Origin of the sequence: Flavobacterium sp. LC2016-01, assembly GCF_009711135.1 — a bacterium.
Taxonomy (GTDB): Bacteria; Bacteroidota; Bacteroidia; order Flavobacteriales; family Flavobacteriaceae; genus Flavobacterium.
In genome coordinates, this window is the sequence record NZ_WMIC01000006.1 from 21,480 (window position 1) to 47,196 (window position 25,717).

The window sequence follows — 25,717 nt, forward strand, 5'->3', positions numbered from 1 at the left end:
CAATGAACGATAGAAATTTTCTTTTCAAAGATTGAAACAAAAATATGTTATATAATATACCCGAGAACAGCTTAATTTTAGAAATGATTTTGCTGTCAATTATTTTTTTTGGATTTTCTGTCTGTTTGCTTATTATAAGAAGTAAAATACTAACATTTAGAAGAGAAAAAGTAATTGAGGAAGATAGTGACAAAAATACCGAGAAATCTTCAGTAAATCGCAGGAAGTAGTTTGAAGGACTCTTTTAGATTTCCCAATTTGAAAGGATATCTTTTATGTTCTAATAATTCTTTGGTCCTACATTAGCAAAAAAGTAATTTAACACATAGAAACATAGATTTTAAAATATTAAAAAAAGATAATTTTAAAAAAATCTAGATTTTTACACATAGCTATGTTTGTTCATACAAGTGAAACGCCTTTTATAAGTTTACAAAATCTATGTTTCTATGTGTTGAAAATAATTATACCCAGCGAGTTTTTCATATTCAAAAGATCTTCACTGAAATAAAATTACTGCGGAATGAAAATGTCAAAAGTTGCACCTTTCATAGGCTGTGCAGATGCCATAATTACGCCGTTGTGATTTTCAACTATTTTTTTAACAATCGCGAGGCCAATTCCGGTTCCGTCATAAATTTCTCTGGTGTGAAGTCTTTGAAAAACACCAAATATTTTTTCGCTATGTTCAGGTTCAAAACCTATTCCGTTGTCCTGAAAACTGATATGACAGTAATTTTCCAGTGGAATTAATTTGTCATTGTGCAAATCTTTGCCCGTGCCCATTCGGCTTTTGATCGTGATTTGAAGCGGAATTTCCTTTTGAGAAAACTTAAGCGAATTATTGATCAAATTTTCAAGAAGCTGAATAAACAAAAACGGAATGATATTGATTGTTCCGTGAAAATCGGTAATAATTAAGGCATTTTTATCTTTAATATTTTCCTTAAGCGCTTCTTTTACATTGTCGACAATAATCTCAAGATCGGTATTTTCGTAAATACGATCGATGATATTGGTTCTTGAAAAGGCCAAAAGATCATTGATTAATTCCCGCATCCGATTGGTTGAATACAAAATCCTGTCAAACTTTAATCTTCCGTCAGGACTTAAATTATCATATTCTTTAGCGAGAATAATGTTCGAAAAAGTTTGAATTTTTCGCAATGGTTCCTGAAGATCATGACTTGAAATATGTGTAAAGGCATCAAGTTCCGTATTTTTTCTTTTTAGTTCATTTGCATATTTTTCGATCGCTAGATATTGTGAAGCAAGATCCTCATTAGCTTTCGTAATCTTGGCGTTGAGCGCATTTGTTTCTTCTTCTTTCAGCTGTAATTCCCGATTTTTTTTATACAATTCTGTAAAAACCATCACTTTTGCCTTAAGAATTTCGGCAGATAATGGCTTAATCATATAATCGACCGCACCAGATTGATATCCCTTAAAAATATAATCGGAAGTGTTCATATTGGCGGTCAGAAAAATAATAGGGACATGCTTTAGTTTATCGCTTTGGCGAATGAGTTCAGCCGTTTCAAATCCGTCCATAAGAGGCATTTGCACATCCATCAGAATAATTGCAAAATCCTGATTTTTAAGGAGAATGCGCAAGGCATCTTTGCCAGATGATGCTTCGACAAACTGAAAACCCAAATCAGCCAGAATGACCTGAAGCGAAAGCAGATTTTCCTTTTTATCATCAACTAATAATATTTTAACAGGAGTTCGTTCCATTTTGTTTTTATTTAAAATATTATTTTAACCAAACTCTCATCAACGAAGATAATTGCTCCACATTAACCGGTTTTGTGATATAATCAGACGCACCAGATTCTATACATCTTTGTCTGTCTCCTTTCATGGCTTTTGCTGTAACAGCTATAATAGTCAAATCTTTATGTCTGGCATTTTGTCTAATGATTTTCATGGTTTCATAACCGTCCATTTCTGGCATCATGATATCCATCAATACAATATCCATTTTGGTATTCTGATTTAAAATTTCAATCGCTTCATGACCGCTTTCAGCACTGATAACATCTAATCCAAAGCGTTCCAAAGCAGTTGTCAGCGCAAATAAATTTCGGACATCATCATCAACCAGAAGCACTTTTTTATTGATCAGAACATCTTCTTTCAAATAATAAGTTTCAATGAGCTGTTTCATACTTTCCGGCAAATCCTTGTGCACACGATGCAGAAATAGCGCCGTCTGATCTACAAGTTCGTCAATTGAAACAGCGCTTTTGGTAATAATGCTGTGTGCAAATCGGCTGAGTTTACTGCGCTGTTTTTTGTTGACATCGCCGGCAGAATGAATAATTATGGCTGTTTCCTGCCCGCTGATGTTGTTTTCAAGATCACTTATTAAATCTAATCCATCAGCATCTGGAAGCACTAAATCTAAGATAATACAATCAAATGACTTTTCTTTAATAAGTTCAACAGCATCTTTTGCAGTTAAAGCTGTTGATATCGAAATATCGCTTCCTTCAACGGCTTGGACAATTCGGTTTAATTCGGCTTGATTATCATCTACAACTAATAAATTCTTTTCTTTTTTATTTTTAAAGTCATGAATATCATTAAAAAGAGCGGTCAATACATCATTTTTTACAGGTTTAACGAGGAAGTTTCGGGCACCGCGTTTTAAACCTTTGTTCCTTTCATCTTCACCTGAAATAATATAAACCGGAATATGTCGTAGCGTAAAATCAGTTTTCAGTCGGTCCAGAATTTTCCATCCACTCGTATCGGGCATGTTAAGATCCATTGTAATCGCATGAGGATGAAACTGATTGATATAGTCAATTACATCATTTCCCTTTGTTGTTACTACGGCTTTGATATCATGCTGATGGGCTCTTTCCAACAAAATTTTGGCGAAAGTCAGATTGTCTTCAGCAATTAACAACACTTTATCATCAGGCTTGATAATGGCTCGGTCGTCTCCAACTTCATCTGCAAAATACAAATCAATGTCTGATTTGTTAAAACTTGACGAAGGGAGCGATTTTAAACGGCTTTTTCCGGCGTGAATAACATTCATTTCTTCATTGACGTTTATATCTTCAATTTCGGCAATATGAACAAATTTAAGAGGTAAAAACAGGGTGAATTTACTTCCAATGTTAGTATCACTTTCCAATTCAATACTGCCACCTAATAAATCTGAAAGTCCGCGGCTGATCGATAATCCTAAACCAGTTCCTCCATATTTACGGCTTGTAGATCCTTCTGCCTGTTGGAATGCCTCAAAAATGATGTTTTGTTTTTCTTTTGATATTCCAATTCCGGTATCTGAAATTTCGAAAGCCACTACAGCTTCAGCATTTTCCAGACTGCTGTTTTTGGTTTTCCAATTATTATCTGCTTTATAAATATTCAGTTTAACAGCACCTTTTTCAGTGAATTTAAAGGAATTAGACAATAGATTTTTCAGAATTTGATTTAATCGCTGCGAATCGGTTTCCATTACCTCGGGAAGATTAGCATCCATTAATATTTCAAAATTAAGATGTTTTGCCTGAGAAATAGGGTTGAAGGTCGACTCCACAAATCGGCTGATTTCGGCAAAACTAATCGGATTATAATCGACAGAAATATAACCAGATTCAATTTTAGAAAGATCCAGAATGTCATTAATCAGCTGAATTAAGTCATCTCCGCAAGAATTGATTGTTTTAGCAAACTGAATTTGTTTTTCAGATAAATTTCCGTCACGGTTGGCGATCAATTCGTTGGCTAGAATCTGCAAACTGTTCAGAGGCGTACGCAATTCATGTGACATATTAGCCAGGAATTCTGATTTATATTTTGAGGTCAAAGTAAGCTGATCTGCTTTTTCTTCTAATGCTTTTCGGGCAACCTCAACTTCTTGATTTTTGAGTTCTACTTCTTCTTTTTGATTGGCCAGCAAAATTGCTTTTTCTTCTAATTCTTCATTCGTGTTTTTTAATACTTCCTGCTGACTTTTTAGCTCGCTTGCCAAAGATTGTGATTGCACCAATAATTCTTCTGTTCTTGAATTCGATTCAATCGTATTCAATACAATCCCGATACTTTCTGTCAATCCTTCAAGGAAATCTAAATGTGTCTGATTAAAAGTATCAAGAGAAGCCAATTCAATAACCGCTTTAAGTCGGCCTTCAAAAAGAACAGGAAGAATAATAACGTCTTGCGGTTTAGCATCACCAAGCCCCGAATTAATTCGGATATAATCTTTTGGTACATTACTTAAAATAATACGCTCTTTTTCAATTGCAACCTGACCAATAAGTCCTTCGCCCATTGCGTATTGCGTCATCGAATCTTTACGTTTAATGTAGGCATACGAAGCAATTAAATTCAGTTTTGAGTCCATGAAATCTTCGTTTTCTTCCAAAATATAGAAAAGGCCGTGCTGCGCAGTAACAACCGCTGCAAGTTCTGAAAGAATCTTTTTTGTAACGGCATTAAGTTCTTTTTGACCTTGAAGCATCTGAGTAAATTTAGCTAAATTCGATTTCAGCCAGTCTTGTTCCTGATTACGCAATGTTGTTGCTTTAAGATTGTAAATCATTTGATTGATGGTATCCTTAAGTGCTTCAACTTCGCCTTTTGCTTCAACACCAATGGTTCGCGTTAAATCTCCCTGCGTTACTGCCGATGCAACTTCAGAAATTGCACGTACTTGAGTAGTAAGATTCGCGGCTAACTGATTTACGTTTTCCGTCAGGTTTTTCCAAGTTCCAGAAGCTCCGGGAACATTTGCCTGACCACCGAGTTTTCCTTCCGCACCAACTTCACGAGCAACGGTTGTTACCTGATCAGAGAAAGTAGCGAGTGTATCAATCATTTCGTTGATGGTATCGGTTAATTGCGCAACTTCACCTTTAGCATCGATAGATAATTTTTGTTTCAGATTTCCTTTTGCTACAGATGTTACGACTTTTGCGATTCCACGAACTTGTCCTGTTAGATTAGACGCCATTACGTTAACCGAATCTGTTAAATCTTTCCATGTTCCCGCAACACCTTTTACTTCAGATTGACCGCCGAGTTTTCCTTCGGTACCAACTTCACGCGCCACACGAGTAACCTCAGAAGCAAATGAATTTAACTGTTCCACCATCGTATTGAAAGTGTTTTTCAAATCGAGGATTTCTCCTTTTACGTCAACGGTAATTTGTTTCGAAAGGTCGCCATTTGCTACGGCTTTGGTTACATCGGCAATATTACGTACCTGACCCGTTAAGTTTGATGCCATTTGGTTAACCGAATCCGTTAAATCTTTCCAGGTTCCCGCAACACCAGGCACGAAAGCTTGTCCGCCCAGTTTTCCATCAGTACCAACCTCACGTGCCACACGCGTAACCTCAGAGGCAAAAGCACGAAGCTGATCCACCATGGTATTTACGGTTTCTTTTAATTGCAGAATTTCTCCACGAACATCGGCCGTAATTTTTTTCGACATATCTCCGTTGGCAACGGCAATCGTAACTTCGGCAATATTACGAACCTGAGTAGTCAAGTTACCTGCCATTTGATTCACTGAATCCGTTAAATCTTTCCAAGTTCCGGCAACACCGGGAACGTTTGCCTGACCACCTAATTTTCCTTCGGTACCAACCTCACGCGCCACACGAGTTACCTCTGAAGCAAATTCACGAAGCTGATCTACCATCGTATTCAGGGTTTCTTTTAATTGAAGAATCTCCCCTCGAACGTCAACGGTAATTTTTCGGGACATATCTCCATTGGCCACGGCAATCGCCACATCGGCAATATTACGTACCTGAGCAGTAAGATTTCCTGCCATTTGATTAACAGAATCCGTTAAATCTTTCCAAGTTCCGGCAACTCCGGGAACATTTGCTTGTCCTCCCAGTTTTCCTTCAGTACCAACTTCGCGCGAAACCCTTGTAACCTCCGAAGCAAAGCCTCGAAGCTGATCCACCATGGTATTAATTGTATTTTTAAGCTCTAAGATTTCTCCTTTTACGTCAACCGTAATTTGGAGTGATAAATCTCCTTTTGCTACGGCAGTTGTTACTTCGGCGATATTACGAACCTGTCCGGTAAGATTCGATGCCATTTGGTTTACCGAATCCGTTAAATCTTTCCAGGTTCCACCAACACCTTCAACTTGTGCTTGTCCGCCCAGTTTTCCTTCGGTACCAACTTCACGTGCCACACGAGTTACTTCGGAAGCGAATGAATTCAGCTGGCCCACCATGGTATTAATGGTGTTTTTAAGCTCTAAAATTTCTCCTTTGGTATCAACTGTAATTTGGCGTGATAAATCGCCTTTTGCAACGGCTGTGGTAACCTCAGCAATATTACGAACCTGTCCGGTTAAGTTGGATGCCATTTGATTAACGGAATCGGTCAAATCTTTCCATGTTCCGCCGACGCCTTTTACTTTGGCTTGACCTCCGAGTTTTCCTTCGGTTCCAACCTCAAGCGCTACACGCGTTACCTCAGAAGAAAAGGAATTCAGCTGATCCACCATTGTATTGATGGTTTTCTTCAACTCAAGAATTTCTCCTTCGGCTACCGCTGTAATTTTCTTCGATAAATCTCCATTTGCCACGGCCGTTGTAACCTCGGCAATATTTCTAACCTGACCAGTAAGATTCGATGCCATTTGGTTCACCGAATCGGTTAAATCTTTCCAAGTTCCGCCAACACCTTTCACTTTGGCCTGACCGCCGAGTTTTCCTTCAGAACCAACCTCACGCGCCACACGTGTTACCTCGGCACCAAAAGAGTTCAGCTGATCCACCATGGTATTGATGGTATTTTTTAATTCAAGGATTTCTCCCTCAACGTTTACTGTAATTTTTTTAGATAAATCGCCTTTTGCCACGGCTGTTGTAACCTCGGCAATATTACGAACTTGACCCGTTAAGTTGGATGCCATCTGATTTACGGAATCGGTCAAATCTTTCCAAACCCCGCCGACACCACGCACTTTGGCTTGACCGCCGAGTTTTCCTTCAGAACCAACTTCACGCGCCACACGTGTAACTTCAGAAGAAAAGGAATTCAGCTGATCCACCATCGTATTAATGGTATCTTTCAGTTCCAGAATTTCTCCTTTTACGTCAACGGTAATTTTTTTCGAAAGATCACCTTTTGCTACCGCAGTTGTTACGTCGGCAATATTTCGAACTTGTCCGGTAAGATTTGAGGCCATTTGGTTCACAGAATCTGTTAAATCTTTCCAAGTTCCACCAACACCTTTTACTTGTGCTTGACCTCCTAATTTTCCTTCGGTACCCACTTCACGCGCCACACGAGTTACCTCAGAAGAAAAAGAATTCAGCTGATCCACCATCGTATTAATGGTGTTTTTCAATTCCTGAATTTCTCCTTTTACGTCAACGGTAATTTTTTTGGATAAATCTCCTTTTGCCACGGCCGTTGTTACATCGGCAATATTACGAACCTGACCGGTAAGGTTACTGGCCATTTTGTTTACAGAATCAGTCAAATCTTTCCAAACACCGCCAACACCGCGAACTTTTGCCTGACCGCCCAATTTTCCTTCGGTACCCACTTCACGCGCCACACGCGTAACCTCCATCGAAAAGAGGTTCAGCTGTTTTACCATTCCGTTTACCTCTTTGGCAATTCTTAAAAATTCTCCCTGAAGCGGATTCCCTTCAATTGACAAAGGCATTTCCTGTGATAAATTCCCTTTTGCAACTGATGTAATTACGTGCGCAATTTCAATCGTTGGGTGAACCAGATCTGAAATCAAAGTATTTACAGAATCAACACAGGAACTCCAGGAACCGCGTGCGCCGTCAAGTACAACGCGGTTGGTCAATTTTCCTTGTTTACCGATGCTTTTTCCCACTTTTTGAAATTCAAAAACCATTCTTTCATTCAGGTCAATAATTTCATTCAAAGTATCGCAGATAGCCCTTTTTGTTCCATCTTGATCGGTTGGAAAACGCTGCGAAAAATTACCGTTTTTGACTTTCAGCAAAATCTTCAAAAATTCAGCATCACTGAGAATTGATTCCTCGGTTTTGTTTTTCTTGCTTCTGCGGTCAGCTGTTTTTTCATCTGTAATGACAGGCAGAGCGATCAGCACGTCATTTTTTGGTGTTTTATTGTTGTGAATTTTATTTTTCATAATTGGTGGCGTTGTAGCAGGTTTAGTTTTTGGTTGGCGGATTTGGCGATTTTAAGTTATGAGTTTTTCGCTTTTCATTAATAATTCACAATTCATAATTGTTTTATCCGTTTTCATTCAATAAAATTTTCCTTAGATGAAATTGCACGAAAGCATCCATAGAATCTGATCTTTTTGTATTATCAGTGTAATTCAGCGGTTTTATGATATATCCTGAAATTCCTAAATTTTCGGCGGTTTCCCGATCACTGCTTTCCGACGAAGTGGTCATAATAAATACCTTCAAGTCTTTTAAGTTTTCGTCAGTTCTCAGAATTTGTAAAAATTCGATTCCGTTCATTTTTGGCATATTGATATCCAGCAGAATAACATCTGGAATTAGCGGATTTTCCGTTTTTCTTAGCATTTGAAGTGCCTCAAGACCATTATATGCAGTGTGAAGATCATATTTGATCTCCAGTTTTTTTAATGAACGCTCTACAGATATTGTATCGAGTTCATCATCTTCGATTAATAAAATATTAGGCTTTCTCATACTGTTTGTTATTTCGCCAGGTGAAGGTAAATGTGGTTCCTTCGCCCAATTTTGATTCTACATGAATGCTTTCCCCTTGATCATCAATAATTTTTTTTACTATGGCTAATCCTACACCGGTACTTTCCATTTCGTTTTTCTCTCTCAGGGTCTGGAAAATTTCAAATATTTTGTGATGATATTCTTCATCGATGCCAATTCCGTTGTCTTCTACTGAAAACTCATAAACATTGTGCACTTTCGTAGCTTTTATTTCAATAAATGGATTTTCAGCTTTTGCATATTTAACCGCATTGCTGATTAAATTTGAAAATACCTGTTCCAGTTTTAAGCGTTCTGTAAAAAGTTCTGGCAGATTAATTATTTCGAGTTTAAAATTTCTCGGAACTATTGATTGGGCAATTTCATGGACAAGCGCATTAGTATCTACGATTTCGGGTGAAGTTTTTCTGTTGATTCGGGCGTAATCTAAAAGGCCGTTGATCAAAGCTTCCATGCGCTGTGTTCTTTTCGGAATAATATTCAGGTAATTTCGCAGCGCAGGAGAGAGTTCGCTTGATAAATCTTCTTCAATCCAGCTGATTACATTGTAAATTCCTCTAATAGGAGCTTTTAAATCATGGGAAACGACGTAAGCAAACTTGTTGAGTTCGTCATTTTTGTTTTCCAATTCCTGAATATTCTTTTCAAGACGGCGCGACATGATATTTAAAGACGATGCAAGTGCACTCAGTTCATCATTTTTATAATCCTGAACAATTGTAAAACGTCCTTTCGAAATCGTATCAGCCACACGCACCATCGAGTTGATTCGTTTTGTAATCATCATTACGATGTAAGCGGTACTGCATATTCCGATAAAAATGGTTAGGGATAAAAAGACCAATGAATAAGTTCTGGCTTTGTTTAAAGAATGCAACAGCATTTCAGAATGATGTGTTCGAGTTTTATATTCGATTCTATCAAATGTTTTGAATTTTTTGGTAATGGAGTCGTTGATATTTTTCCCGATATGCTTTTTGAGTTTATTGTCTAAAAGATATTGATACGTTGTCGGGTTTTCTCTTCTTGCCCGAATTAATTCAGATGTATAAGAAAGCCATTCACCATGAAGAACACTTATTGAATCTAGAATGGAAGATTGAATTTGGTTGCTGTCAATGAGCGTGTGCTGTTCTATTAAATAGCCAGGTACTTTTTCTATTCCGCTGTAATAAGGTACCAAATAAGTGGAGTCATTAGTCAGTAAATATCCTCGTACAGCGCTTTGCATTTGTAAAATGGCTCTATGCGTTTTATTTGAATTGCGAATTACGGCTTCTGATTTTGAAAGAAACTGAGAGTTTTGATTTACCTTGAGCGACAGTCTGTAATTAGTATACGAATCTGCAGCAGAAAGCAAAATGATAAACGTAAAGGCTAAAATTATTTGAGTCGATAATTTCATTGTTTTTCTCTTAAGAAAACCATAGTAAATAATTAAAAATTGCGCATTCGCTATATCGTGAAATCACTGATAATCTTCTTAAGTTCATTAAAATCACTTGGTTTCGAAATAAATTCTTTTGCACCGTAACTTCTGGCTTTTAGTTTTGTTTCTTCAAATTGTGAAGTTGAAAAAATAACAATTGGAATATCCTGAATAAGCTTCTGCATTTTAATCGCGGCTAAAAATTCAAAACCCGACATAATTGGCATATTCAAATCAAGAAATATAATATCGGGACTAAGTTCTTGACGAATTAATTTGTTGAGTGCTTCAACCGAACTGTGCATTGCTGTATAATCGGCATCAGATACGGCCTGCAGAGCTTCCATGAAAAATTCGCAATCATCAACATCATCATCAATTTGCAGTATATTTCTATAAATCATATATGTTTTTGGTTTTTATTTAAAAAATGATAATTATGCGAACTGCATTATTTAGGTGAATTAATAAGTTCGATTCAATAAATTTTAAAATAATAAATGGGGAATTTATTAGTCAATTTTGGACTTTACATTATCCGTTTTATAATTAAAATCCGCTCTTTGATCAGCGTTGTATTCTTCATCATCGCAATGGGAAGCACAGCTGTCATTTATAATCGAAATTAAAAAAACAGCAGTGGGTATTTTGAAGTAAAAATGTTTCATAGAATTTAGAATTTTTGGTATTAATTCATCCATGAAAGTATGAATAAGATTTTCCTTTCGTTTACATGATTTCAGATTAATGTTATATAATTAAAATGTTTCCGGTTTTGTTTTATTCATTTGTTTAGTCAAGCAAAATAGAAATCGTATAATTCGATTCAATATTGTTTTCTATTAAATTACGTGTAATTCAGATCGCTTTTAGGTGTTTACAGCCGGCATTTGGGCAAAATGTCTATGATGTTGAATAATGTGTCCATTGTTTAAAAAATCACTATATATACTTTTACTTCAAGTAAAAATCTAATGAGTTTGCATACTGCAGGCATTAAGAGTGGCATTGGATTTTTATGTGGAAAATTAAGTTTGTTTTTTTATGGTTTTATTAAAATGGGAGATTAATAAAATAATCTCCTGTTTTTTTATAAGTCTGAATCTGAAATCTAAGCCTTAATTTTTTTAAACCTGACTACATCAACTTTTAAAATTCAGGAGTTTTAATTCACAGCCAATTTTCAGCCGGGTTTTATTAATGATAAATAATAAATTTTTTAAATGTGTTATAATATGAAAACAGACTATTCGAAAATTAAAAAAGAGACAGCTTTAGGCGGCACTTTTACTTATTTTCTTGTACTATTTTTTTTGATTTTCAATGTGTATTCTCAAAATAAGGAAAATACAAAAAGTTCTTTTGCTGTAATCGAAAAGCTTATTGGTAATAAGGCAAACGATTTTAAGTTGGAAATTATAGATAGTAAAGAAACTGATTCAGATTGGTTTGAAGTTGAAGCAACAGCAAATACAGTAAAAATTAAAGGAACATCAAATACCGTAATTTGTTATGCGGCTTATCATTTTCTTAGAGATATTGGTGCTGTTTTAGTGAGTTGGGAAGGAAACAGAGTCAATTTGCCTAAAACTTGGCCGGCTTATTCGAAAAAAGAAGCTACTCCTTTTAAATATAGAGAATATTTGAACGCCTGTACTTTTGGTTACACAACTCCGTGGTGGGACTGGGAGCGTTGGGAAAAAGAAATTGACTGGATGGCATTGCATGGAATTAATTTGCCGACAGCTTTAGAAGGACAAGAAGCAGTTTGGCAATTGCTTTGGAAAGAATATGGCGTAACAGACGCACAATTAAGAGAACATTTTGCAGGACCCGCATTTTTGCCTTGGCAGCGAATGGGAAATATAAACAGTCTTGATGGACCATTGCCACAAGAATTTATAAATAAAAAAGAAGAGGTTCAAAAGAAGATTCTGAAAAAAATGAGAGCATTGGGTATGCATCCTGTAGTGCCTGCTTTTAGCGGATATGTTCCGAAAGCATTTGCAGAAAAACATCCTGATTCAAAAATAAGTGAATTAAAATCTTGGTCGGGAGGAGGTTTTGAAAGTACTTACTTATTAGATTCTAAAGATCCGTTGTTTAAAGAGATTGGAAAACGTTTTATAGAAATTTATACTAAAATCTATGGTGAATCTGATTTTTATCTGGCAGATTCTTTTAATGAAATAGTGCCTCCAGTTTCAGAGGGACATAAAAATGAAGAATTGGCAGATTACGGAAAAACAATTTTTGAAGCTATTGATGCAGCCGCTCCAAAAGCAAAATGGGTAATGCAGGGCTGGCTTTTTGGAGATAATAAGGAATTTTGGACGAAAGAAGCAACAAGAGCTTTTCTTAGCAAAGTTCCTAATGATCGAATGATTATTCAGGATTATGCGAATGATCGATATAAAGTGTGGGAAAATCAGGAGGCATTTTACGGAAAACAATGGACATACGGTTATGTTCATAATTATGGAGGATCTAATCCAGTTTATGGAGATTTCAATTTCTACAGAAATGAACTTATTAGTTTGATGAAAAACACAAACAAAGGGAATGTTGTAGGTTACGGCGTTATGCCGGAAGGTTTGAACAATAATGCTGCGGTTTACGAATATATTTATGATCTTCCGTGGACGCTGGGAAATGAATCCGTAAATGATTGGCTAGAGCGCTATCTGAAAGCCAGATATGGCAAAGACAATGCAGCTGAAGTTCTTAAGGCTTGGCAATTATTGGTTGAATCGGTTTACAGTACAAAATATTGGGAAACACGCTGGTGGAATGATAAAGCGGGAGCTTATTTGTTTTTTAAGAAACCGACTTTAAAAATAACAGAATTTAAAGGAAATCCCGGCGATAAGGAAAAGCTGAAACAGGCTTTGGATATTTTGAATAAAGAAGCTAAGAATTTTGATAAAAAGAATCTTTTTCAATATGATTTGATCGATGCCTCAAGACATTATTATTCGCTTTGTATTGATGATATGCTGATGGAATGTGTAGCGGCTTACAATTCAAAAGACTTGAAAAAAGGAGATGAATTATTTAAAAAGATAGAAAAACAAGCTTTAGAAATAGACAATATGATGAAGGGACAGCCTTTAAACAATTTGAAAAATTGGCTGGAATCGGCGTGGAATTATGGAAGTTCTGAATCAGAATCAAAATTATATTTGAAAAATGCAAAAACCATAATAACACTTTGGGGTGGAAATGGGCATTTAAATGATTATGCTTCAAGAGCATGGGGCGGTATGTATAAAGGATTTTATTGGCCAAGATGGAAAATGTTTTTAGAGGCTCAACGAGAATCAGTTATCACTAACAAATCATTTGATGAAGTGAAAGAGGTTGAAGCTATAAATGAATGGGAGATAAAATGGTGCGAAAGTGCAAAAATGGATTAATTGAAAGAATTAAAACATTGCTGAAAAATGCAGGCAGCAAGATTTGTGAGAATTATAAAACAATCATAAATTAATAACTTTTAATAGGCAGTGCTTTATAATAGATTTAACTTTTTTAAAGCAATATACTGTGAAGAAATAAGCGCTGAAAACCCTTATTTTGCTGGGATAATTAAAAATATCCATGTTTATGAATAATCTGTCCATTCATTAAACAAAGCATAATTCTATTTTCGCTTAACAATTATTTAACTAACTAACTTAAATATAATATGGAAAAACTTAAACTATTATTATTAGTGTTTTTTACAAGCCTCTCATTCAATTGCTGGGCACAAAAAACAGATGTGTCCGGTGTAGTTTTGGACGACAAAGGCATGCCATTACCAGCAGCCAATGTAATTGAAAGTGGAACTAAAAACAGTGCCATGACAGATTTTGACGGAAGATTCAAACTTACTGTTTCAAATAAAAATGTAACCCTTTTAGTTTCTTTTGTCGGGTTTGTTGATCAAAGCGTTAAACTTAATGGATCACAAAATATTACAATTAGATTAGCTTCAACCACTACAAACTTAGAACAAGTTGTGGTTGTTGGATACGGAAAAGGATCTCGTAAAAATTTAACAACTGCAGTTTCATCTGTAAAAGCAGATGATTTAAATAATGGAGTAATTGCTGATGTTGGTCAATTGCTTCAGGGTAAGGTTTCAGGTTTGAATGTTTCAACAAGTGGTGATCCTACTAAAGCTTCTTCAGTGGTTTTACGTGGAGCATCAACGTTAAACAGTTCTCAAGGGCCATTTTATGTGGTGGACGGAATCCCGGGCGTAGATATTTCTATTATTGCTCCTGACGATATTGTTACAATTGATGTATTGAAAGATGCCGCTGCAACAGCTATTTATGGTAATCGTGCTGCAAATGGTGTAATTATGGTAACAACAAAAAGAGGAAGCAAAGACAGATCTCAAGTTAGCTACAGTAATTATTTTGGTTTTGAAAAAGTATCAAATCAGTTGGATATGATGAATGCAACTCAGTTGAGAGATTTTGTAACCAAAAATAAATTAAGTTTTACTCCTGAAAATGATAAAGGAGCAGATACGGACTGGCAAAAAGCAATTCTTAGACCAGGTTACACGCCGTCAACAACTCAAAATCTTTCAATGAGCGGTGGAGGCGAACATGGTAATTATTTTGCAAGTGTAAGTTATATCAATAAAGAAGGAGTTTTGCAAGGAAATGAGTTTTCACGCGTAATTGCACACTTGGCAATTGAGCAAAATGCCTTTGATGATAACGTTAAATTTGGTTTGAATGTTACCAACTCAAACAGTAAATACAGTAATGTACCACAGCGTAACACAGTATTGCAGCAATCGATAAATCATTTACCAGTTTCTCCTGTAACAAATCCTGACGGAAGTTATTTTGAAAATTTCATCCAGACAGGTTATTTTAACCCAGTTGCAATGATGAATCATGCAGATGATGATACAAAAACAAATAACCTTGTTGCTAGTTTAACTACAGAAGTAAAACTTCCTTGGGGATTTACTTATAACTTGAATTTGTCTTACCAACAATTAAACTCATTGCATGGTGAATATTATGACAGTTATTATCAGCAATATAATAGTGCGAATTTCTATAACAATCCAGATCCACCTCAAACAAAAACATTAGTAAACTTTGGTGTAAACGGATCAGCTTTGAGAAATTCATACCAGACCAACAATACAATTATCGAAAGTTTCTTGAATTGGGATAAAGCTTTTGGAAATCACAAACTTAAAGCAGTTGTGGGTTATTCATGGCAGGAAGATGTTTTAGGAGATGGATTTCAAGCAACAAATACTAATTTCCCAGTAGACAATGTGAGCTATAACAATCTTGCTTTAGGGAATTATAGTTCGGTTTCAGGTTATAGAGTAGATTTTGGAGATAGCAAAGCGTATCAGAAAAAACGTTTGATTTCTTACTTTGGGCGTTTAAATTACAATTACAAAGATAAATACCTTTTACAAGGATCAATCAGAAGAGATGGAGGGTCAGTATTTGGAGCAAACAATCAATGGGGATATTTTCCATCAGTAGGTGGAGCTTGGAGAATTGATAAAGAAGGTTTTATGGCTAACCAAGAAATCTTTACAGATTTAAAACTTCGTGCAAGCTGGGGTCAAACAGGAAACTCTTCAGGATTTAATGCTTACACGGCTCAATTTATCTCAGGAAGTTTAGGTACATTTTATTATAACGGACAGCAAGTCGGAGCTTATGGACCAAATCAGGCTGCAAATCCAGATTTGAACTGGGAAAAAACAGCAACAGCCAATATTGGTCTTGACTTTACAGTATTAAAAGGAAAATTATCAGGATCTGTAGAGGTTTATGACAAAAAAACAACCGATATGATTTACAACTATTCTGTAAATCCAGTGCTTGTACCAGTAGGAACAATCGTTGCAAACGGTGGAAACATGTCAAACAAAGGTGTCGAGGTTACGTTGAATGCTAATGTGGTTAAGGCTAAAAACTTTAGTTATGCAACAAGTTTAAACTTTTCACACAACAAAAACGAAATCACGAAATTGACAAATCCATATTTTATTGGAGGAGACTCAATACGAAGAGTACAGCCTGATGGAGGCGGACAAACAGGAAGTACTTTGCAGATTTTCAAAGAAGGAAAACCTCTTGGACAATTCTTTACACTTCAATATGCAGGAAAAAATGCAGCAGGTGTTTCTCAATATGTTGCTAAAGATGGAAGTTTGACAACGAACCCTCAAATTGGTGTAGATTACCATTATGCAGGAAGTGCACAGCCTAAGTTTATGATGGGATGGAATAATAATTTTACATACAAAAAATTTGATTTGAATATTTTCTTCCGTGGAGTATTTGGCAATAAAATTTTCAATGCTACGAAAGCTGATTTATTCAGACCAAGTACGGCGATGACAAACAATATTCTTGTGTCTGCGGCAGATGAATCACCAAACGATCTTAATGCTTACAAATATTCAACTCGTTTTATAGAAGATGGAAGCTACATTCGATTGGATAATATGACTTTGGGCTACGATTTTGGGAAAGTGGGCAGATATATTAAAAAAATCCGCATTTATGAAACGGTTAATAATCTTTTTGTTATCACAAAATACAGCGGAATTGATCCTGAAGTAGAACAAGGAGGAACAGCTCCTGGTGTAGATTCAAATAACTTTTATCCAAAAACCACAACATTTTTGTTTGGTATGAACGTGGTATTTTAAAAATTAAACTGTAAAAACTATGAAAAATATACTTAAATATTTAGCACTTCCTCTTCTTGTAGTCGGCGGTCTAGTAAGTTCTTGCGACGATCTTGAGGTGCCAATTACGACACAATTAACGCCAGATGTATTTCCTCAGAATTCGGCACAATATATTCAATCATCTGGTGCAGTATATGCTGCTTTTCGTGGCGATTTTGCATTTTCTTGGTGGTGGTCACAATCAATTACTACTGATGAAGCCATTATGCCTGCACGTGGAGGAAACTGGTTTGACAACAGAGCTTATGCTTGTCAGCATTATCATGATTGGACCGCAGATAATGGAGTTGGTCCTTGGGATTGGGCAGAAAGAGTTATTGGAACAAGTAATCAGACGATTGCTATTCTAGATAAAAATATGCCTAAAGGTGCAGAAAAATCAACAATGATTTCTGAATTAAAAACAATGCGTGCCATTAGTTATTTTATGTTGATGGATTCTTATGGCGGTGTGCCATTAGATACGGTATTTGGCGAATTTAGTTCTAAAGCCAGATCTAGTAGAGTTGAAGTTTTTAATTTCATTGAAAAAGAATTAAAAAATGCTATTCCTAATCTAAATCCTGCATCTGGAATAACAACTTACGGCCGACCAAATAAACAAACAGCAAATGCAATGCTTGCTAAATTGTATTTAAATGCTGAAGTTTATACAGGAACACAACGTTACAACGATTGTATTACGGCAACTGATGCTGTAATTAATTCTGGTTTGTATTCTATTGAGCCTAGAGCAACTTATCTTCAGATGTTTTATCCAAATAATGGTCCGCAAATGAAGGAATTTATTTTTGCTGTACCTTTTGATCCTTCAGCTACATCAGTAGGTTTTAATGGGCAAATGTATCATTCACGTTATGATGTACCACGTTCTGAAAGAGCAAAATTCGGACTTCCATTTACTCCTAGTGCACCAAGAAGTACGCTGCCTTCATTTTACGCTTATTTTAATGATGCTAATGACATTCGTAATAAACAATGGTTAACTGGTCTGCAATACATGAATGATGGTGTTACTCCGGTAATGGTTACTACAACAAAGAAAGGGTATGACCAATTTTATACAGGATCAGATGGCGGTGCAACCTATACATATCAGGTAAACTTAACTCCTGATGTTGTTCTTCGTCAAAATCCTGCACTGTTTGATTGTGGGAATGATGAAATTGCATGGAATATGGGGTATAGAAACATTAAATTTTATCCTGATAATACATCAACAAGCCGTAACCAAAATAACGATGTTCCATTTTTACGCTATTCAGATGTTATCTTGATGAAAGCTGAAGCTATTCTTCGTGGAGGAAATGCTACTTTGGGACATACACCTGTTTCGTTGGTAAATATGGTTCGTTCTAATCGTTCAACATCTGCAGCATGGACTGCTGTAACATTAGATGATCTGTACAAAGAAAGAAGCCGTGAATTTGCTTGGGAAGCATGGCATAGAAATGACATGATTCGATTTGGCAAATATGAAGGTCAATGGGGCTTTAAAACAAATTCGGATATTACTCGTCGTATTTTTCCAGTTCCAACTTACGCTAAAGCTTTAAATCCTAAGCTAGACCAGAATCCTGGATATTAGAATATAAATTGATCAAAACTGCAAATTGCAAATAGATATGAATTTTTTATAAAAGGAGAAGAAGAGAAAAAATTCTTCTCCTTTTTTTATTAAAAGCAGCAAATAGAAAGTTCAAAACTTTTTTAGGACAAAATAATGGAATTAAGCAAAATTTATAAAATTGGATATTTAGGAATAAGTTTATGTCTTATTTTTTTAGTATCGTGCCAAAGTGAAAAAACAGCTTATCTCCAAAAAAATGAATTGGTAGATAAGGTGTATCCTTTGCTTGATACTCAAAACTCAAGATGGTTTTACTTTTCATCCGCGAGCCGTCCATTTGGGATGGTAAATTTAAGTCCTGATACACAAATTAAAGGTGATTGGGGTTGTGGTTATAAATTTGACACAGATACCATAAAAGGATTCAGCCATGTTCATGAATGGCAAATGTCAGGACTTTCAGTAATGCCGGTAGTAGTTTCTAACGAAAACAGAAAAGAGATCTTTAAGGATTTTTATTCTAAATTTAGTCATGAAACAGAAAAAATAACTCCGGGTTATCAGTTGGTTATACTTGACAGATATCAAATTACTTCAGAACTGACGAGTACAAAAAGAGTTGGTTTTCACAGATATACTTTTCCTGCCAATACTCAAAAAGCAATTCTTTTGAATCTGAATACGATTTTAGGGCCTTGCGAAAATACAGACGGCATTTTAGAAAAAAATAACGACAATGAACTTTCAGGTTCATTGATTTTAAGTACTAATTTCAGACGTCCAAAACCCTTAAAAGTATTCTTTAAAATTAAATTAAATGCGCCGATTACTTCTGTAGAGAAAGATTCTAAAACAGGAAATTACTTGGTTAACTTTGGTAATTTTGATAAAAAAATATTGATGAAAGTTGGTATTTCGTATACGTCAATCGAAAATGCTTCATTTAATATTCAAGATGAATTGCCAAGTTGGGATTTTGATAAAATAGTTGAAGCGTCGCGTGAAGAATGGAATGGCCTGCTTGGAAGAATTAAAATAGAAGGCGGTTCTGAAAATGATCAAAGAAGGTTTTATACCGATTTGTGGCATGCTTTGCAGGGAAGAAAAATGATAAGTGATGCAAATGGTGCCTATCCAGATAATACTGGAGAAAAGTTCAGAATTGGGCAATTACCAGTTGATGCGAAAGGAAAACCAAAGTTCAATCAATACAATTCTGATTCGTTTTGGGGAGCGCAATGGACAATCAACACGCTCTGGGGACTCGCTTATCCTGAAATCATGGATGATTTTGTACATTCATTAATGCAATATTATAAAGATGGAGGAATGATTCCGCGCGGACCTGCAGGAGGAAACGATACGTACGTAATGACCGGAGCTTCGACTACGCCTTTTATTGTTACTGCTGTTCAAAAAGGAATTGTAAAAGACGATTTAGAATCAATTTATATCGCTTTGAAGAAAAATCATATGCTGAATGGTATTATGGGAAAAGCCGGATACGAGCATAATACAGATAGTGGAGGAGGATTGAAATATTATTTAGAAAAAGGATATGTTCCTTATCCGCTTCCTGAAGGGCAATTTGGAAGTCATCAGGACGGTGCCAGCCAGACATTAGAGTATGCGTATCAGGATTGGACTTTGGCTCAATTGGCTAAGAAGTTACATCATGAAGATGACTATAAATATTTTTTAGCTCGATCTCAAAATTATCAAAATGTTTTTGACAAATCATCTGGATGGATGCGTCCTAAAAATGTTGATGGGAAATGGCTTGCAAATTACGATCCGTATAAATATGAAAATGGTTTTATAGAAGCCAATGGCGCACAGGCAACTTGGTTTGTACCGCATGATATTGATGGTTTGGTTAAATTGATGGGAGGAAATGAAAAAGCAGTGGAAAAATTGAATACGCAATTTCAAACGGCCAAAAAAATGAAATTTACCTCTGGTACTTCGCATGATGCAGAATTACATCCGGAGTTTAGCCGAATTCCAATTAATTTTGGAAATCAGCCTTCCATTCAAACCTCTTTTGTTTTTAATTTAATTGGAAGACCAGATTTAACGCAATATTGGACACGTGAAGTAATAAAAGAAACTTTCAGCGGATTATCTCCAACAACGGGTTACAATGGCGATGAAGATCAAGGTTTAATGGGAAGTCTGAACGTATTGCTCAAGATTGGTTTGTTTCAAATGAATGGCGGAACAGATGAAAATCCAGTGTATCAAATAGGAAGCCCTATTTTTAATAAAGTGTCCATTCAATTAAATCCGGATTATTACAAAGGCAAAAAGTTTGTAATTGAAGCTGTTAATAACAGTGCAGAAAATATTTATATAAGCAAAACAAAATTCAATACTAAACCTGTCGAGAATTTTACAATTTCTCATAAAGATATTACAGGCGGAGGCGAATTAATTTTAGAAATGGCTAATAAACCGGAATAGTAGATTTTTAAAATAAAACAACAATTAAAGTATAAAATAAGCAGATGAAAAAATATACGAAGACTATACTTTTTTTAGGAATATCATCATTTTTTACCATTACCATTAATGCACAAAATCAGGTTCACAATAACGTAGATCCAATGATTGGGTCAGAAGGTGTTGGTCGAGTTTTTGTCGGTCCTTCTTGTCCGTACGGAATGGTAAAACCGAGTCCAGATTGTACGGTAAATTCAAACAGTGGATGGCTTGCTTTGCCAAAAGAAGTTACAGGATTCAGCCAAGTTCATGTTAGCGGAACTGGTGGAGGTCCTAAATACGGGAATATCCAAATTATGCCATTTTCGGGAACTTTAGATAAACTGGATCAAACTTCACATAGAGCTGAAGAAAATGTAAAATTGGGATATTATGAAACTGTTTTCAAAGAAAATAATATCAAAACTGAAATAACAACAGCTGAAAAAGCTGCGTTTTACCGAATTACATATCCAAAAAATGCATCAAAAGATTTAAAAATCGATCCCGGATTTTTCTTGGGAGAATCACCTGAACCAGATGGAAGAGAAGCACAGCAGTTTGTAGGTTCACAAATCGAAATTGTTTCAGATCATGAAGTTAGAGGTTACAGCAGAATCCGTGGTGGATGGAATAATGGACGCGCTTATACGGTTTATTTCTGGGCTATTTTTGATCAGCCAATTGCAAAATATGTTACTTGGAAAGACGGTAAATTTTATAGCGATAAAACGGCTCAATTTGATTCAGGAAAAAAAACAGCGACATTGCTTTCTTTTGGAAAAGAAGGAAAACAAGAATTGAATGTAAAAATCGGAATCTCGTTCTTGAGCGAATTAAAAGCAAAAAACAATATCGAGGTTGAAATTCCGCATTGGGATTTTAATGCGGTATTAACAAGTTTAGAAAACAAATGGGAGCTTTTATTAAGCCGAATCAAGCTTTCAGAAGATACATCTCCAGCGTATAAAAAAATGTTTTACACAGGCTTATACCACACGATGCTAGCACCAGTAAACCGAACAGGTGAAAATCCATTGTGGACAAACGATGAGCCTTATTATGATGATTTTTACTGTATTTGGGATACTTTCAGAAGTTCAAGTCCACTGATTACATTAATTGATTCTAAGCGTCAGGTTGAAATTGTAAATGCCTTATTAAACATTTATAAACGTGAAGGTTATATGCCTGAAGGTAGAAGCGGCAATGATAACGGCCGTACACAAGGCGGTTCAAATGCTGAGGTTGTTGTGGCAGATGCTTTTGTGAAAAATCTAAAAGGAATCGATTATGAATTAGCATTAAAAGCAATGTTGAAAGATGCTACGGTACCTCCCGGAGGAAATGAAGAAAAAGAAGGAAGAGGCGGATTGATGGAGTATTTGCGTTTAGGTTATGTGCCTTACAACGTTCCGAGAGCAGGAAACATGACAATTGATTTCTCCTACAATGATTACAATATTGCAACAGTCGCAAAGGGATTGGGTTATACGGAATTATACGATAAATACATGAAACAGGCCGACAGCTGGCAAAATCTATGGCGTTCTGATTATGAAAACAATGGAGCGAAAGGCTTTATTATGCCAAAAGACGCGTCTGGAAATTGGCTGGATGATATTGTTTTTGGAGAATCAAAAATTCAAAAACCAACATTTAAATATACGCCTGTAATTATTGAGTCGCCTTGGTATGTTTGCCATTGGTGCGTATTTTTCTACGAAGCAACTTCTTGGGAATATTCATTCAGCATTCCTCATGATGTCCCTGAACTTGTTCGTAAATCTGGAGGCGAAGAAGCGTTCAAAAAACGACTGGACACCTTTTTTGATTCAAAATTGTACAATGTTGCCAACGAACCTTCCTTTTTAACGCCTTGTTTGTATCACTGGATTAGGAAACCTTATTTGAGCAGTGACAGAATTCACGAAATTATCACGAATAATTTCAATACTTCTGCTGAAGGTTTACCTGGAAACGACGATTCGGGAGCAATGTCATCTTGGCTTGCTTTTCACATGATGGGATTATACCCAAATGCGGGTCAGCCTTATTATTTGCTGAATGTGCCATTTATTAAAGAAACAAGTATTCAGTTGGAAAATGGAAATCAATTTAAGATTACCGCTAAAAACATGAGTGCTAAAAATAAATATATAAAGACCGCATCTTTAAACGGAAAACCATACAACAAAGCATGGATTTCTCACGATGATATTATTAAAGGAGGTGAATTAAGTTATGAAATGGATTCAAAACCTTCAAATTGGGGAACAACAATTTTACCACCAAAAAAATAAAATATTCATCATATGAAAAATACAATTTTAGCAATTCTTTTTTGTGCATCATTCCAATTCGGATTTTCACAAAATTATGTGCCGTCAATTAAAAATAATACAGAGCTAAATTACGTCTGCAAATTGCATGGGCAAACAAGGTCTTTATCACTTTTGACTAAAACGTCGAAAGACACGCTTGTGTTTAATTTAGAAACAAGAGGCGTAAAAAGCAGTATTATTACCAGCCAAAGCGCATTGAAAAATGGAAATGCATTAAGTTTTAATCAAGGTGAATTTTCACCTGTTTTAGCATTAAAACCGAACGAGACATTTTTTATGATTTCACAATCGGCTTATCAAGATTTAGTGAAAAATAAAAAGTTCGTTTATAATAATACAACCTATGTTTTGGACGAAAAAACAGATAAAGGCAATGTAGTTTTAGAAGGAAAAACAATTGATGCTTTTCATGTTGTAGCACAAATTGATAAAACCGAAATGTGGATTATCAAAAATCCGAATTTTCCTTTAATCTGTAAAATAACCGAAAATCCTTTAGGAATAAATTTTACGCTTGTGAAAATTGTAGATAAGTAATTTATCAAAAAAAAGAACCATCTGACCAATGGTTTTACAATTCGGCACGCAAACTATTAACTATCACAACCAAAATGAGATTTTATGAAAAATCAAATGAGCCGTGGAGAATTTCTTAGGCTGGGAAGCCTTTCGCTGGCAGGAACTTTAGTAAGTGACTTAGCTTTTGCCAATGATTTTTTTTCAAATAATAATCCTGCAAAAGAAGATGTTTTATTGATGCAAAAGCTCATTTCGAGCAATGATGCCAAAGTTAAAATCATATTAAGTAAAGAACTGACAGAACCAGGAATCAGAATCAGTAATTTTCGACCAATAGCGGGTGCTGTAACAGTTTTAGCAGCTTCGATATCCAATTCAAAATCCGAATATTATAAATCTGAATCTGTCGCTCAAAAAATGAATCAGGCTATAGATATTTTACTGAAAGAACAATACAGCGATGGTACTCTGGATGCCGGAGGAAACAGGCAATCACCTCCCGATACAGCTTTTATTTTAGAATACATTTTTCCTGCAGCGGTTTTGTTGCATACAGCCAAACAAAAAGATTTAGCAGTTATAAGTGATAAATTAAAAAAGTTCATTTTAAATGCCGGCGAAGCAATGATTACCGGCGGCGTTCATACTCCAAATCACCGATGGGTAATTTGTGCGGCGCTGGCCAATATAAATTCACTTTATCCAGATGCAAGATATGTGCAAAGAATTGACCAATGGCTCGCCGAAGGAATTTACCTGAATGAAGATGGACATTATTCAGAGCGAAGCGGGGTATATTCTGCCGTAATTGATAAAGCACTGATTACAATGGCGCGATTACTGCATCGACCGCAGTTATTAGATATCGTAAATAAAAATTTGACAACTTATTTTTATTATACCGAAACAAATGGCGATTTGGTAACAGTTGATTCAAAAAGACAGGATCAATTTATGAATATCAAAGTAAACAAATTCTATCTGCAGTACAGATACATGGCTATTCATACCAAGAATCCAATGTTTGTGTACATGGTTAAACTTATCGAAAGTCTTCCAGAATTTACTACCGACATTCTCCCAGATTCTTTGGCTTTTTTTATGGAAAATCCAGAGCTTCAAAGAGAGATTTCTGTTGAAGGCAAAGTTACAAATGACTTCGAGAAATATTTTGCAGTTTCAAATTTAGCCAGAATCAGACGTGGAAAAGCTTCGATGACATTATTTGGAGGAAATGATAAACCGTTACAAATTGTTTCGGGAAGATCCTCAAATCCAAACTTTTTAATGTATCGCAAAGGAGACGCAATCTTAAAATATATGCGTCTTTCTACTTCATTTTTCAGACTGGGATATTTTAGCAGTGACGGAATTGTAAAAGAAGGAAACAAATATATTTTGAAAGAAACCAAAGAAGGCGATTATTACCAGCCTCTTGCTCCAGAATTTCGCAAAGCCGATGGAGATTATAAATTATCACCTTCACCAGATGGCCGTTTTTGGAATAAAATGGATTTTGATTCACGAGTTAAAAGCAACGTAAAATTGCAGACTACAGTAATTGAAATCACAGAGAATAATGGCACTTTAAATTTAGATTTTAAAGTAGACGGTCCGCCAAATGTTGAAGTTACCATTGAAATGTGTTTTAGCGAAGGAATTGTGATAAAGGGAACAGAACAAGACGGTAAAAAGAATTATTTTCTAAAATCGGGATCTGGAGAAGCTTCAGCGACCGGAGATGCAATACAATTTGGCCCTGGAAAATGTGAGCATTATAGCGTTGAAAATTTAGACAGCGAAGAATATACCTATCATCAAGGCAGTCTGCGTACTAGTGGCGAACATGTTTATATTACCGGATTTACGCCATTTTATCACAAAATGACTATTTCTTGAGAAATCGTTTGCGTAATAGTGAAAGTA

General features: G+C 35.7%; 13 protein-coding genes. 7 read left to right on the top strand and 6 right to left on the bottom strand.

Going from position 1 to position 25,717, the window contains the following annotated elements; translation table 11 throughout:
• Window positions 1-513 precede the first annotated feature (513 nt).
• The 6 genes from GKZ88_RS13240 to GKZ88_RS13265 form a co-directional block, all read right to left on the bottom strand.
• A complete protein-coding gene (locus GKZ88_RS13240) occupies window positions 514-1,737 on the bottom strand; it encodes a hybrid sensor histidine kinase/response regulator (protein ID WP_155102843.1) in 1,224 nt (407 codons plus the stop codon).
• 19 nt (window positions 1,738-1,756) lie between these two features.
• Window positions 1,757-8,131 (bottom strand): HAMP domain-containing protein, encoded by a 6,375-nt coding sequence (locus GKZ88_RS13245; RefSeq protein ID WP_155102844.1) that lies wholly within the window; start codon window positions 8,129-8,131, stop codon window positions 1,757-1,759.
• A gap of 103 nt (window positions 8,132-8,234) precedes the next feature.
• The gene (locus GKZ88_RS13250) at window positions 8,235-8,666 is read right to left on the bottom strand and encodes a response regulator (protein WP_155102845.1); all 432 of its coding nucleotides are present in this window, start codon (window positions 8,664-8,666) and stop codon (window positions 8,235-8,237) included.
• Entirely contained in the window at window positions 8,653-10,113 is a 1,461-nt protein-coding gene (locus tag GKZ88_RS13255; protein ID WP_155102846.1) for an ATP-binding protein, read from the bottom strand. The genes GKZ88_RS13250 and GKZ88_RS13255 overlap by 14 nt, the downstream gene beginning before the upstream one ends.
• Window positions 10,114-10,163: 50 nt before the next feature.
• The gene (locus GKZ88_RS13260; protein WP_155102847.1) at window positions 10,164-10,541 is read right to left on the bottom strand and encodes a response regulator; all 378 of its coding nucleotides are present in this window, start codon (window positions 10,539-10,541) and stop codon (window positions 10,164-10,166) included.
• A gap of 108 nt (window positions 10,542-10,649) precedes the next feature.
• Window positions 10,650-10,805: a hypothetical protein gene (locus GKZ88_RS13265; RefSeq protein ID WP_155102848.1), complete on the bottom strand. Its 156-nt coding sequence runs from the start codon at window positions 10,803-10,805 to the stop codon at window positions 10,650-10,652.
• 567 nt (window positions 10,806-11,372) lie between these two features.
• Here GKZ88_RS13265 and GKZ88_RS13270 point away from each other — a divergent pair.
• The 7 genes from GKZ88_RS13270 (at window position 11,373) to GKZ88_RS13300 (ending at window position 25,690) form a co-directional block, all read left to right on the top strand.
• On the top strand, window positions 11,373-13,553 hold the full coding sequence (locus tag GKZ88_RS13270) for an alpha-N-acetylglucosaminidase (RefSeq protein WP_155102849.1): 2,181 nt from the start codon (window positions 11,373-11,375) through the stop codon (window positions 13,551-13,553).
• Window positions 13,554-13,825: 272 nt separating this feature from the next.
• Window positions 13,826-16,834, top strand: a complete 3,009-nt coding sequence (locus tag GKZ88_RS13275) for a TonB-dependent receptor (RefSeq protein ID WP_155102850.1) — start codon at window positions 13,826-13,828, stop codon at window positions 16,832-16,834.
• 19 nt (window positions 16,835-16,853) lie between these two features.
• Window positions 16,854-18,464, top strand: a complete 1,611-nt coding sequence (locus GKZ88_RS13280) for a RagB/SusD family nutrient uptake outer membrane protein (protein WP_155102851.1) — start codon at window positions 16,854-16,856, stop codon at window positions 18,462-18,464.
• Window positions 18,465-18,599: 135 nt separating this feature from the next.
• Window positions 18,600-20,909, top strand: coding sequence for a GH92 family glycosyl hydrolase (locus tag GKZ88_RS13285; RefSeq protein WP_155102852.1), 2,310 nt, complete (start codon window positions 18,600-18,602; stop codon window positions 20,907-20,909).
• A gap of 44 nt (window positions 20,910-20,953) precedes the next feature.
• On the top strand, window positions 20,954-23,230 hold the full coding sequence (locus GKZ88_RS13290) for a GH92 family glycosyl hydrolase (protein WP_155102853.1): 2,277 nt from the start codon (window positions 20,954-20,956) through the stop codon (window positions 23,228-23,230).
• A 12-nt stretch (window positions 23,231-23,242) separates the two neighbouring features.
• The gene (locus GKZ88_RS13295) at window positions 23,243-23,809 is read left to right on the top strand and encodes a hypothetical protein (RefSeq protein ID WP_155102854.1); all 567 of its coding nucleotides are present in this window, start codon (window positions 23,243-23,245) and stop codon (window positions 23,807-23,809) included.
• Window positions 23,810-23,893: 84 nt separating this feature from the next.
• Window positions 23,894-25,690, top strand: a complete 1,797-nt coding sequence (locus GKZ88_RS13300) for a hypothetical protein (protein WP_155102855.1) — start codon at window positions 23,894-23,896, stop codon at window positions 25,688-25,690.
• The last annotated feature ends 27 nt before the right edge of the window (window positions 25,691-25,717 follow it).

Coding starts and splice junctions, on each gene's coding strand:
- GKZ88_RS13275 (WP_155102850.1), top strand. CDS start 13,826: ATGGAAAAACTTAAACTATTATTATTAGTGTTTTTTACAAGCCTCTCA.
- GKZ88_RS13240 (WP_155102843.1), bottom strand. CDS start 1,737: ATGGAACGAACTCCTGTTAAAATATTATTAGTTGATGATAAAAAGGAA.
- GKZ88_RS13280 (WP_155102851.1), top strand. CDS start 16,854: ATGAAAAATATACTTAAATATTTAGCACTTCCTCTTCTTGTAGTCGGC.
- GKZ88_RS13295 (WP_155102854.1), top strand. CDS start 23,243: ATGAAAAATACAATTTTAGCAATTCTTTTTTGTGCATCATTCCAATTC.
- GKZ88_RS13300 (WP_155102855.1), top strand. CDS start 23,894: ATGAAAAATCAAATGAGCCGTGGAGAATTTCTTAGGCTGGGAAGCCTT.
- GKZ88_RS13285 (WP_155102852.1), top strand. CDS start 18,600: ATGGAATTAAGCAAAATTTATAAAATTGGATATTTAGGAATAAGTTTA.
- GKZ88_RS13245 (WP_155102844.1), bottom strand. CDS start 8,131: ATGAAAAATAAAATTCACAACAATAAAACACCAAAAAATGACGTGCTG.
- GKZ88_RS13270 (WP_155102849.1), top strand. CDS start 11,373: ATGAAAACAGACTATTCGAAAATTAAAAAAGAGACAGCTTTAGGCGGC.
- GKZ88_RS13255 (WP_155102846.1), bottom strand. CDS start 10,113: ATGAAATTATCGACTCAAATAATTTTAGCCTTTACGTTTATCATTTTG.
- GKZ88_RS13260 (WP_155102847.1), bottom strand. CDS start 10,541: ATGATTTATAGAAATATACTGCAAATTGATGATGATGTTGATGATTGC.
- GKZ88_RS13290 (WP_155102853.1), top strand. CDS start 20,954: ATGAAAAAATATACGAAGACTATACTTTTTTTAGGAATATCATCATTT.
- GKZ88_RS13250 (WP_155102845.1), bottom strand. CDS start 8,666: ATGAGAAAGCCTAATATTTTATTAATCGAAGATGATGAACTCGATACA.
- GKZ88_RS13265 (WP_155102848.1), bottom strand. CDS start 10,805: ATGAAACATTTTTACTTCAAAATACCCACTGCTGTTTTTTTAATTTCG.